The sequence below is a fragment of the Rhodoplanes elegans genome (assembly GCF_016653355.1).
In the GTDB taxonomy this organism is placed as follows: Bacteria; Pseudomonadota; Alphaproteobacteria; order Rhizobiales; family Xanthobacteraceae; genus Rhodoplanes; species Rhodoplanes elegans.
The window spans coordinates 1-11,865 of record NZ_NHSK01000026.1 but is presented as its reverse complement, the minus strand read 5'-3'; the positions used below and the strand labels follow the sequence as shown (position 1 = coordinate 11,865).

General features: G+C 69.5%; 7 protein-coding genes. 4 read left to right on the top strand and 3 right to left on the bottom strand.

Annotation, left to right across the window (positions count from 1 at the left end; translation table 11 throughout):
• Positions 1 to 298: 298 nt before the first annotated feature.
• Positions 299 to 1,231, bottom strand: a complete 933-nt coding sequence (locus CCR97_RS01585) for a lactate/malate family dehydrogenase (protein ID WP_111360322.1) — start codon at positions 1,229 to 1,231, stop codon at positions 299 to 301.
• A gap of 230 nt (positions 1,232 to 1,461) precedes the next feature.
• Between CCR97_RS01585 and CCR97_RS01580 the strand changes: the two genes are divergently transcribed.
• Both CCR97_RS01580 and CCR97_RS01575 read left to right on the top strand, forming a co-directional pair.
• A complete protein-coding gene (locus CCR97_RS01580) occupies positions 1,462 to 2,454 on the top strand; it encodes a YheT family hydrolase (protein ID WP_111360321.1) in 993 nt (330 codons plus the stop codon).
• Positions 2,455 to 3,364: 910 nt separating this feature from the next.
• On the top strand, positions 3,365 to 5,515 hold the full coding sequence (locus CCR97_RS01575) for a methyl-accepting chemotaxis protein (RefSeq protein ID WP_111359653.1): 2,151 nt from the start codon (positions 3,365 to 3,367) through the stop codon (positions 5,513 to 5,515).
• An 18-nt stretch (positions 5,516 to 5,533) separates the two neighbouring features.
• On the opposite strand, the gene CCR97_RS01570 is transcribed toward CCR97_RS01575, so the two are convergent.
• Positions 5,534 to 6,457: a TRAP transporter substrate-binding protein gene (locus CCR97_RS01570; RefSeq protein ID WP_111359654.1), complete on the bottom strand. Its 924-nt coding sequence runs from the start codon at positions 6,455 to 6,457 to the stop codon at positions 5,534 to 5,536.
• A gap of 270 nt (positions 6,458 to 6,727) precedes the next feature.
• Between CCR97_RS01570 and CCR97_RS01565 the strand changes: the two genes are divergently transcribed.
• Positions 6,728 to 7,714, top strand: coding sequence for a tripartite tricarboxylate transporter substrate-binding protein (locus tag CCR97_RS01565; protein ID WP_111359655.1), 987 nt, complete (start codon positions 6,728 to 6,730; stop codon positions 7,712 to 7,714).
• 291 nt (positions 7,715 to 8,005) lie between these two features.
• Here CCR97_RS01565 and CCR97_RS01560 read toward each other — a convergent pair whose 3' ends face one another.
• Entirely contained in the window at positions 8,006 to 10,117 is a 2,112-nt protein-coding gene (locus CCR97_RS01560) for a S9 family peptidase (protein WP_201159246.1), read from the bottom strand.
• Between the two features lie 540 nt (positions 10,118 to 10,657).
• Between CCR97_RS01560 and CCR97_RS01555 the strand changes: the two genes are divergently transcribed.
• The gene (locus CCR97_RS01555) at positions 10,658 to 11,071 is read left to right on the top strand and encodes a Ros/MucR family transcriptional regulator (RefSeq protein WP_111360147.1); all 414 of its coding nucleotides are present in this window, start codon (positions 10,658 to 10,660) and stop codon (positions 11,069 to 11,071) included.
• Positions 11,072 to 11,865: the final 794 nt, after the last annotated feature.

Here is an 11,865-nt window from a genome sequence, read left to right as displayed (position 1 = left end):
GAGCACGGCACGCTGCGCTTCGACTCGATCGACGATCTGCGCCGCCATCTCGAGCAGAGCCACGGGTGAGCCGTCACGCGTGACGGCGTATCCCTCTCGATGAGACGCAGGCCCGGTTCTCGACCGCGTGCCCCGGACAAGGCGGGGCGGGCCGCAGGCCCGACGCGCCGCAGAGCCGGGGCCCAGGGGCCGCACGGTCGGCGCTCCGTCCTGTCGCCCTGGGTCCCGGCTCGCGGTGCAGGGCACCGCGTCCGGGACACGAGGCTGCTGCCGATCGGCGTCCGAGACCTGCGCCGCCCTACAGCCCCGCCAGCGCCATCAGCTCGCGGACATGGGCGTGGGAGACGTCGAAGGCCGCCTGCTCCTCGGCCGTGAAGCGGCACGCGATGATCTTCTGCACGCCGCGCCGGCCGATCACGCAGGGCACGCTCATCACGGCGCCGTCGACCCCGTACTCGCCCTCGAGCAGCGTGCCGACCGGCAGCACCGAGCGCTCGTTGCCGGCGACCGCCCGAATAATGCGGAACACGCTCGCGGCGATGCCGTGATTGGTGTTGCCCTTGCCGGCGAAGATGTCGAGGCCGATCTGCAGCACCCGCGCCCGCACGGCCGTGCGGTCGATCGGGGCGACGCCGTTGAGGGCGCAGAAGGCGTCGACGTCGAGCCCGCAGACGTTGCACAGGCTCCACGGGATGAAGCCGGTGTGGCTGTGGTCGCCCAGCACGTAGCCGAAGATGTTCTTCGGATCGATGCCGACATGCTCCGAGACGATGCGCATGAAGCGCGCCGTGTCGACGATGGTGCCGAGCGAGATCACCCGTTCCTTGGGGAACGAGGAGTGCGCCACCGCGACCTGCGCCATCACGTCGACCGGGTTGGTCACCATCAGCACGATGGCGTTCGGCGAGGTCGCCTCGGTGCGCTCGATCAGATCCTTGATGACCCGGCTGTTGACCTCGACCAGCGCGTCGCGGTTCTCGCCCTGCTTGAGCTGGGCGCCGGCCGTGATCACGACGATGTCGCTGTTGACGGTCTCGGGCCAGCCGCCGGCGATCAGCCGCGGGTTCTTGGCGTAGATGAACGAGGTGGTGTGGGCGAAGTCCCAGATCTCCGCCTGCGCCTTGGCGACGTTCTGGTCGACCGCGACGATCTCGCTCGCCGCCGTCGAGGCGAGCAGATGGCCGACCACCTCGGTGCCGACCGCACCCATGCCGATGACCGAAATTTTCACCGCGAGCCCCCTGGAGGCCGGGCGCGGCGGACGCGCCGCCGCGCCGGATGTGGCGCGCCGCGACAGCGTTCGATCCGTGCGGCGCGACCTGTGGACGGCCGCGAGGATACGCGCGAGCGATCGAAATTTCAGGGCGTAGTTGCGGGGCGTGACGGAAGGAGGTGTCGTCGCGGGCGGCGCGGCGTGCGTTCGATTGCGCGACCGGTGCGGTGGCGTACAGTGCGCCCGCAATGACCGCGTCACTGGAACACTATCGCGCCCCCTGGTGGCTGCCGGGCGGCAACGCGCAGACCATCTGGCCGGCGCTGTTCTCGGCCCCGCGGGCCGACGCCATGCCGGCCTATGAGCGCGAGCGGTGGGACACGCCGGACGGCGACTTCGTCGACGTCGACCATCTGCCGGCACCGGCCCGCAGCGTCCCGGACGGCGCGCCCTGGCTGGTGCTGTTCCACGGCCTCGAAAGCAGCTCGGCGAGCCGCTACGCCGTCGCCTTCGCGCTCGCGGCGCGGACGCGCGGCTGGCGGTTCTGCGTGCCGCATTTCCGCGGCTGCTCGGGCGAGCCGAACCGGATGCCGCGCTCCTATCACTCCGGCGACCACGAGGAGGTCGGCTGGATCCTTCGGCGCCTGCGCGAACGGGCCGGCGCGCCGCTCCTCGCCGCCGGCGTCTCGCTCGGCGGCAACGCGCTCTTGCGCTCCGTCGAGGAGGCTGGCGACGGCGCGGGAGCCGTGGTGCGGGCCGTCGCCGCCGTGTCGGCGCCGCTCGATCTCGCCGCCGCCGGCGCGGCGATCGACCGTGGCTTCAACCGCCTCGTCTACGCGCGCATGTTCCTGCGCAGCATGACTCCGCGCGCTCTCCAGACGCTGCGTCGTCATCCGGGCCTGTTCGATCGCGAGCGCCTGCTCGCCGCCCGTACGCTGCGCGCGTTCGACGACTGCTTCACGGCGCCGCTGCACGGCTTCGCCGGCGTCGAAGACTACTGGCGGCGCGCCTCGGCGAAGCCGCATCTCGCCGCGATCAGGGTGCCGACCCTGGTGCTCAACGCCCGCAACGATCCCTTCGTGCCCGGCTGGTCGCTGCCGACTCGGGACCAGGTCGGTCCGCACGTGACGCTGTGGCAGCCGGAGGAGGGCGGCCATGTCGGCTTCGCGAGCGGCGCGTTCCCGGGCCACGTGCACGCGATGCCGGCGGCGGTGTGCGACTGGCTCGCCGCCGCGGCGTGAGAGCCGCGATGTGAGATCGGATCACCGCCTGCGACCCTCCGGCCGCGCGGCGGGACGTCGCGGCGCGACGGACGGATTTGTCGCAGCATCGCGGCGCGCGCGACGTGATCCGCGCCGGAAACCGCGCCGTAACCATGGCATCGAACCGATAAAGGAGACCCCCGATGTTCGACTCCATCACCGTCGCCGCCCCGATCCTGCTCCCGCTGATGACCTTCGGCGTCGTCTTCTATCTGATCCTGCGCGGCAGCCCGGCCCGCCGCGTCGCCACGCGCCGCTCGTAAGAGCGTCGCGCGGGCGCGACCCTCCGGGGAGGGCCCCATCAGCTCTTCCCGGAGGGATCGTGATAACGACCGTGACCCGGCGCACGCCTCGCGCCGCCGGGTCACGTCGGCATTCTCGGCGACGACCGTCATTCGTTGTCATGGCCGGGCTCGTTCCCAAAGGCGCCAAGCTCAGGTTCGAAGCATTTCCTCGGTCATGCTCCGCGAAGGCGGAGCACCCAGTACGCCGCACAGTTCGACTGAAGCTACGAACGCCCGTGGATACTGGGTCGTCCGCCTGCGCGGACGACGACCACCGAGAGGCGGTGCCTTCACTCCCAACTTTGCGCCTAGGGGGGCACGTCCAGGCCAGCCTCGCGTATCGCTACTGAACGCACCCCTGCCAGCTCGATCTAGGCGCATCCCCCGGACCAGCGAATCCACCTTATAAGAAGCGCCTAGGCCTCGGTGTTTCTACGGAATACGCGCGCTCGCGTCATTAACGCTCGATAGACGGCCATCACGCATCTTTTGTGAAAGTTGTCTGCTTGCCGGTTCGTGTCCGCAGGTCGCGCCTGCGCGGCGGCGTCCCACAGCCGTGCACGTTCCCCGTGACATCGCGACCGAGGCCCCGAGGATTCCGCCCCATGCGCTCGAACCTTCCGGTGTCGAACACCGAGCATGTTCTTCCCGACGGCACCCTGATCGTGTCGAAGACCGACAAGAAGGGGAAGATCACCTTCGTCAACGACCAGTTCGTCGCCGCCTCGGGCTTCTCGGAAGCCGAGCTGATGGGCCAGCCGCACAACATCGTGCGCCATCCGGACATGCCGGTCGAGGCCTTCGCCAATCTGTGGGACACGATCGAGACCGGACGGCCGTGGGCCGGGGCGGTGAAAAACCGGCGCAAGAACGGCGACTTCTACTGGGTGATGGCGAGCGTCACGCCGATCTGGGAGAACGACCAGATCGCCGGCTACCAGTCGGTGCGCAGCAAGCTGACCGCCGAGCAGCGCGCCGATGCCGAGCGCGCCTATGCGCAGATCCGCGCCAAAAAGCCGTGCGACTTCGCGCTCGCCGCCGGCCTGCTGCGCGAGCGCAGCCTGTGGGATCGTCTCTCGCTGTTCACCGGCACCATGAAGGCGCGGCTCGTCACGCTGGTCGCCGTCCTGGTCGGCTTCATCCTGCTGGTCGGCGTCGGCGGCCTCTACGCCGCCCGCGACACCAACGCGATGATGCGGTCGCTGTACGACGACCGCGTCGTGCCGCTGCAGCAGCTCTTCGTCATCAACGATCGGCTCAGGGACGACATGCTCGCCCTCCACGACGCGATCACCAGGGTGCGCGCCGGGCAGGCGCCGGGCGACGTCGCCGCCCGCATCGCCGCCAATCGGAGCGCGATCGATACGGTGTGGAAGGCGTATCTCGCCACCTATCTGACTCCCGAGGAGAAGGAGGTTGCCGACGCCTATGCGCCCAAGCAGCAGCGATTCCTCGAGGCCGGCATCGCGCCGGCATTGGCGCTCCTGTCGGCGCGCAAGCACGACGCGCTCGGCGCGGCGCTGGTCGATAGCGTCGACCCGCTCTACGCCGCCGCCAAGAGCGATCTCGACCGGCTGGTCGCCATCCAGGGCAAGGAGTCGAAGCTGCTGCTCGACGCCTCCGATCGCGACTACATCGTCGCGCTCGCCTTCGTGGCCGCGATGCTCGCGATCGGGCTCGTCTACGGCGGCTGGCTGGGGCTGCGCACCATCCAGGCGACGCTGCGCCCGCTCGGGCGCCTGAACCTCGCCATGGACAGGATCGCGCGCGGAAACTTCACCGGCCGCATCCTGATCAAGCGCGACGACGAGATCGGCCAGGCGCTGCGCAACATCCAGGCGATGCAGTCGAAGCTCGCCTTCGACCGCGAGTTCCAGGCCGACACCGAGCGGCGCGTGACGGTGCAGCGTCGGCAGGAGATCCACAAGATCGCCGACGGGTTCGAGACGGCGCTCGGCCAGATCATCGAGACCGTGTCGTCCACATCCGCCGATCTCGAGAGCTCCGCCCACACGCTGACCGCGACGGCGCAGCGCACCGAGGAGATCACGACGACGGTGGCGAGCGCCTCGGAGGAGGCCGCCGTCAACGTTCAGTCGGTCGCCTCGGCGAGCGAGCAGATGGCGGCCTCGGTGCACGAGATCAATCGTCAGGTGCAGGAGTCGAGCCGGATCGCCGACGGCGCCGTGCAGCAGGCCGGCCGCACCAATGCGCGGGTCGCGGAGCTCGCGCAGGCGGCGACCCGCATCGGCGACGTGGTGAAGCTGATCACGGCCATCGCCGAGCAGACCAACTTGTTGGCCTTGAATGCGACGATCGAAGCGGCTCGCGCCGGAGAAGCCGGCAAGGGCTTCGCGGTGGTCGCCTCCGAGGTGAAGGCGCTCGCCGCCCAGACCGCCAAGGCGACCGGCGACATCGCCAGCCAGATCGCCGGCATGCAGACGGCGACGAGCGAGTCGGTCACGGCCATCAAGGAGATCTCGGGCACCATCGGCCGCCTGTCGGAGATCGCGACCGGCATCTCGGCCGCCGTGGAGGAGCAGGGCGCCGCGACCCAGGAGATCTCGCGCAACGCCCAGCAAGCGGCGCAGGGCACGTTGCAGGTCAGCGCCCATGTCGGCGACGTCCAGCGCGGCGCCAGCGAGACCGGCACGGCCTCCGAGCAGGTGCTCACCGCCGCGCAGGCGCTGGCCGAGAACGGCGCCCGGCTGAAGACCGAGGTCGTCCGCTTCCTCGCCACGGTGCGGGCCGCCTGAGTGGAGTGTGAGGCGGCGTCAGCGCCCGACCAGCCGCATCGCCTCCGCGCCGTACGTCTCGCGTGCGTCGGCGAGCAGGGGCGCGACGGCGTCCCGGAACGTCGCGAGCTCGGCCGCGCTCGGCTTGATCAGCTCGCAGCCGGCCGCATCGAGCGCGCGCCGCGCGTCGTCGTCCTCCTCGCCGGTCATCACCCGCTGGGCGGCCACGGCCTCCGCGACCGCCTCGCGCATCGTCTCCTGCAACGCCTTCGGCCAGGCATCGAACTGGGCGCGGCAGAAGAACACCGGGCGCGAGACGTAGAAGTGGTTCGTCACCGTGTGGAAGCGGTGGAAGTCGTGGACGTGATACGTCACCGTGTTGGCGAGCGGGTTCTCCTGCGCGTCGAGCGTCCCGGCCTTGATGCGCGCGATCGCCTCGGTGAGATCGAGACGCAGCGGCGTCGCGCCGAGCAGCGCGAAGGTTCTCGCCTGGACGTCGCTCGGAAGCACCCGGATGCTCATGCCGGCGAGATCGGCTGCCGTGCGCACCGGCCGTAGCCGGTTCGAGATCTGGCGGAAGCCGTTCTCGAACCAGCCGAGGATGCGGTAGCCGACCTTGTCCTCGATCCTCTGCGCCAGCCAGGCGCCGAGCGCGCCGTCCATGGCGCCGCGCGCCTCGTCGTTGCTGGCGAACAGGAACGGCAGGTCGACGACGCCGATCTCCGGCACCCGGTCGGTCAGGTAGCTCGACGACTGGTAGCCGACGCTCAGCACGCCGGACTCCACGAGCCAGAGAATGTCCTCGGCCTTGTAGCCGAGATCCATGATGTTCCAGACGTAGCGCACCTTCACGGCGTCGCCGAACCGCGCCTCGACGCGGTCGCCGATGATCTTCAGGGCCTTGCTGAAGCAGGTGGTGGACGGGCCGTAGCCGCCCATCCGGATCTCGATCGGAGTGCTCATGAGGGCTCGCGGGGGTGAGGGCTCGCGGGGCGTTTCCTGGTGGCGCTTCTTGTGGCGCTTCTTGGCTGCGGTTCTCGGCCGCGGTTCTCGGGGGCGCGGCTCCGAGGGGCGAAGACTAACGGTGGCCCGGTCGCCTGTCGAATGCGGGGACGTCCCGGCTGGTGCGACGAATCCGCGGGGGCGAGGTCGCTTGTCTTTACCGGCGGGGAGCGCCACAGTTGCCGGACGGTCGGCATACAAAGCCGGCGACAAGAACAGTCGGGGAAACGCATGACCAGGGTTTGGCTGGCCGCGGCCTGTGCCGCGGTGCTGGCGCCGTTCGTGGCGCCGATCGACAACGCGCAGGCGCAAGGGTTTCCGTCGCGGCCCGTCACCATGGTGGTGCCGCTCGGGCCGGGCGGCTCGACCGACGTCATCGCCCGCGTCGTCGCCGAGGGGATGCGCGCGACGCTCGGTCAGCCCGTGATCGTCGAGAACACGACCGGGGCCGGCGGTACGGTCGGGGTCGGCCGCGTCGCCCGCGCGGCGCCGGACGGCTACACGTTCGGCATCGGCCATTCCGGCACCAACGTCGTCAACGGTGCCATCTATCCGCTGCAATACGACCTGATCGCCGACTTCGAGCCGATCGGCCTGATCTCGACCCAGCCGTTCTTCATCGTCGCGCGCAAGACCATGCCGGCCAAGAACCTCGCCGAGCTGGTCACGTGGATCAAGGAGAACCCCGGCAAGGTCACCGAGGGCACCTCGGGCGTCGGCACGCCGAGCCACATCTCCGGCGTGCTCCTGCAGAACACCCTCGGGGTGAAGTGGACCATGGTGCCGTATCGCGGCGCCGGCCAGTCGATGCAGGATCTGATCGCCGGCAACACCGACATTCAGCTCGACACGCCGGCGACCTCGATGCCGCACATCCAGTCGGGCCTGATCAAGGTCTATGCGGTGACCAACAAGGAGCGCCTGAAGGTGGCGCCCGACGTGCCGACCACCGACGAGGCCGGCCTGCCGGGCTTCTACTACACGTTCTGGCACGCGCTGTGGGCCCCGAAGGGGACGCCCAAGGAGGCGGTCGACAAGCTCAACGCGGCGCTCAAGGCGGCGCTCGCCGATCCGACGACGCGCAAGAAGCTCGAGGATCTGGCCCAGGTGATCTTCCCGCCCGACCAGCAGACCCCGGCCGCGCTCGGCGCCTATCAGAAGGCCGAGGTCGACAAGTGGTGGCCGATCGTCAAGGCGGCCGGCATCAAGCCGGAGTGAGATGACGGGCGGATGCGGCGCCGTTTTCCCTCTCCCCGCGCGCGGGGAGAGGGTGGCTCGAACCGAAGGTCCGAGTCGGGTGAGGGGGCGTTTCCCCGCTGCAGAGATTCACGATGCAAAGACGCGCGCTGCAAAGACTCGTGATGCAGCGACTCGTGGAGACGCCCCCTCACCCGACATTCGCGCTGATCGCGCGAACGTCGACCTCTCCCCGCACGCGGGGAGAGGTGAAGAACCGCGCGCGGGAAAAGTGAAGTCCCGGCGGGCCGTTCGTCGGCAGTTGTCGCCCCGCTATTCCCGCCCCGCCACCGCGATGGCGAACGCATAGGACAGGGCGACCTCGCGCAGGCGTTCGAAGCGGCCGGCGGCGCCGCCGTGGCCGGCGTCGAGATTGGTCCGCAGCAGCACCAGATCGTCGTTGGTCTTGAGCCGGCGCAGCCGGGCCACCCACTTGGCCGGCTCCCAATAGGTGACGCGCGGATCGGTCAACCCGGCGAGCGCCAGGATGGCCGGATAGGCTTGGGGCCCGACGTTGTCGTAGGGCGAGTAGGAGCGGATCGTGTGGAACGCCGCCGCGTCGCGGATCGGGTCGCCCCACTCGGGCCATTCGGGCGGGGTGAGCGGCAGCGTCTCGTCCAGCATGGTGTTGAGCACGTCGACGAACGGCACCTCGGCGATCAGCCCCGCGTAGAGGTCCGGTCGCATGTTGGCGAGCGCGCCGATCAGCATGCCGCCGGCCGAGCCGCCATGCGCCACGACGCGATCGGGGGCCGCGATCTTCTCTCTGATGAGATGCTCGGTCGCCGCGATCACGTCCTTGAACGTGTTCGGCTTGGCCGCGAGCTTGCCCTCGCGATACCAGCGCCAGCCCTTCTCGGTGCCGCCGCGGGCGTGGGCGATCGCGTAGACGAAGCCGCGGTCGACCAGCGACAGCCGGCTGGTCGAGAACGCCGCCGGCGTCGACATGCCATAGGAGCCATAGGCGTAGACGAGCGTCGGCGCGGTGCCGTCGAGCGGCGTGTCGCGGCGCGCCAGCAGCGACACCGGGACGGTCTCGCCGTCATGCGCGGGCGCCAGCAGGCGGCGCGTCACATAGGCGGCCGGGTCGTGGCCGCTCGGTACCTCCTGGCGCTTGCGCAGCACGCGCTCGCGCGTCGCGCAGTCGTAGTCCCAGGTCTCGGTCGGCGTCGTCATCGACGAGTAGTTGAAGCGCAGCGTGTCGGTGTCGAACTCGTAGCCGCCCGCCATGCCGAGCGAGTAGGCCTCCTCGTCGAAGGCGATCACGTGCTCGTCGCCGCGCCCGAGATGCCGCACGACGATGCGAGGCAGCCCGTCGACCCGCTCGAGCCGGACGAGCCACTCGCGCGTCACGGAGAAGCCGAGCACGAAGACGCCGGGCCGGTGCGGGACGAGATCGCGCCAGTGGGCGCGGCCGGGCGTCGCCAGCGGCGCCGTCACGATCTTGAAGTCCTCGGCGTCGTCCGCATTGGTGCGGATGAACAGCACCGGGCCGCCGTCAAAGGCCGGGTGATGCTCGACGTCGTAGCGCAGCTGTTTTTCCCGCGGAGTCACGAGGCGGGGTGCCACGTCCGGAGCGTCGAGATCGATCAGCCAGGCCTCGGCGGACTCGTGGTCGTGCACCGAGATCTCGGCGAAGCGGCCGGACTGCAGCCGCGCGATCGAGACGAAGAAGCCGGGGTCGTCGGTGCGGAACACCTCGCGGTCGTCGCTCGCCGCGGTGCCGAGCCGGTGCAGGAAGACCTTCGTCGGTCGGTGCTGCTCGTCGAGCTTCACGTAGAAGAAGGCGCGCGAGTCCGTCGTCCAGACGACGCCGCCCGAGGCCTCCGGCACGACGTCGGTGAGGTCCTCACCGGTCGCGAGGTCGCGCACCCGCGTCGTGAAGAACTCGGAGCCGCGGTCGTCGGCGCTCCAGGCGACGAGGCGATGGTCGGGCGAATGCTCGCCGCCGCCCAGGCTGAAGAACGCCTTGCCGGCGGCGAGCGCGTCGCCGTCGAGCAGGATCTCCTCCGCGCCGCCGTCGCGCGGGATGCGGCAGATCAGCGGATGCTCGCCGCCTTCGCGGTGGCGCGAGTAGTAGGCGAACGGGCCGTCCGGCGACGGCACGCCGGCGTCGTCCTCCTTGATGCGCCCCTTCATCTCGGCGAACAGCGTCTCTTGCAGCGTGACGGTCGGCGCGAGGGCGGCCTCGGCATGGGCGTTCTCGGCCTCCAGCACGGCCCGGATCGCCGGGTCGAGCACGGACGGATCGCGCATCACGGCCTGCCAGTTGGGATCGCGCAGCCAGGCGTACTCGTCGACGAGCGTGACGCCGTGATGCACCGAGACGCTCGGGCGTTCCTCGACGCAGGGCGGGGCGGGCGGACGGGAGACTCGGTCGAGCATCGGTCGGGCTTTCGGTCGGGCGTCGCTCGCGCGGGGGCCGCGGACGACGGGGCTTGCGCGGGACTTGCGCCGGGAAGACTTCATCTAGGGTGCCGGAGTGCGCCTGCAAATCGGCATTACGTCGACTGTCCGACAGATAGGGCCATGCTCATCGTCGAGCCTGACCCGTGCCGAGGTGGTGCGGTACGGCATTTCGCAGTGCAAAAACAAGCAGATCCCGGGTGCGGTCCGGGGCGGGGCGGGAGGTTCGGTCGGCTCCGCTGTCCGGGGCCGGTATGGGAGCCATACCGATTTGAACGTACAAGCCTGTACTTTCCCTTGTCGTTCCGACGAATAGTTGGCCTGTTCTGTTGTCGAGTTCACGCTCACATCTACAACGGTCGAATCTCTTCTTGCTTTCCGCAGCAATGCCGATACATAGAAAGAGTTCTCGCGAGTCGGCCGCGATGTCGCTTGGCCTCGGGGCTCGGCCGGACCTGATGGGGCATTGCAGGCCCGGGCGGGAGCGATCGGGTCATTACAAAGAGAAATGAACGTAAGATGGGCGAGAGCGCGCAGAACTATATTGAGCTGACTGCCGACATCGTGTCGGCCTATGTCAGCAACAACAGCATATCGGCAGGGGATATTCCGAGCCTCATCAACCAGATTCACTCGGCGTTGCTGCGGGTCTCGGGCGGGCAGAGCGACGCGCCCGTCGAACCGCTGAAGCCGGCCGTGTCGGTCAAGAAGTCGATCACGCCGGAATACATCGTGTGCCTGGAGGACGGCAAAAAGTTCAAGTCGCTCAAGCGGCATCTGCGCACGCAGTACAACATGACCCCCGAGCAGTACCGCGACAAGTGGGGCCTGCCGCCCGACTACCCGATGGTGGCGCCGAACTACGCGGCCGCGCGCTCGCAGCTCGCCAAGCAGATGGGCCTCGGCCAGCAGCGGCGGCGTCGCGCGAAGTGACGGAGCGGCCGGCACGGCCGGCCTCGACCCGCCGACCGCGAACCCGGCCTCCGGCCGCGACGCGCCCGACCCACGACCAGACGGATACAAGACGAGACGGACACCGCCGGGCGCCCCCGGCGGTTTTTGTTTGTGTGCCGAGGGCAGCGGTTCGCTTCACTGCATCGGGGACGGTCTGGTGTCCCGGGCGCGGCGCCGGGCGGCGCGGCGGACCCGCGATCCAGGGCGATCGGGCGAGGCGGTCGCGCGGCCGCGCGTGCCGCTCGGTCCATCGTCCCACCTTGAGAGATCGGCGCGGCGGCGCATTGGGTCTGCGATCTGCGGCGCCTTATACCAAGGGCTTCCGGCACTGACTCTCACCGTCACCCTGAGGTGGCTGCGCGAAGCGCAGCCCTCGAAGGGTGACGGCCGGGGCCGCATCCTTCGAGGCCCGGCTGCGCCGGGCACCTCAGGATGACGGGGCAGGGCTCAGGGCCGTTGGTTATTACCCGGGGCACGCCGTCCGAGGCCGAAGAGCCGCATCGTCGAGCACCTCGCAATATAGAAATTAATCCTAGATCGACGCCCGGAACGGCTCCTCGTCCGCCTCGATAACCATCTTCATTCATGCTGAAAACGCGATCCATCGGAATTCGGATCCGACCGTCTTGACGCGCCGCGCATGATAGGCAAATGTTCCTACTTCCATCTCATGCGAGGTCGTCATGCGCCATCGGGGTTCGTTGTCTCGTCCGGCCGGCCGGCGGGCCGCCGCGCCGCGCGTCGCCCGGAGGCCGCGGTGAGCCGGTCGCCGC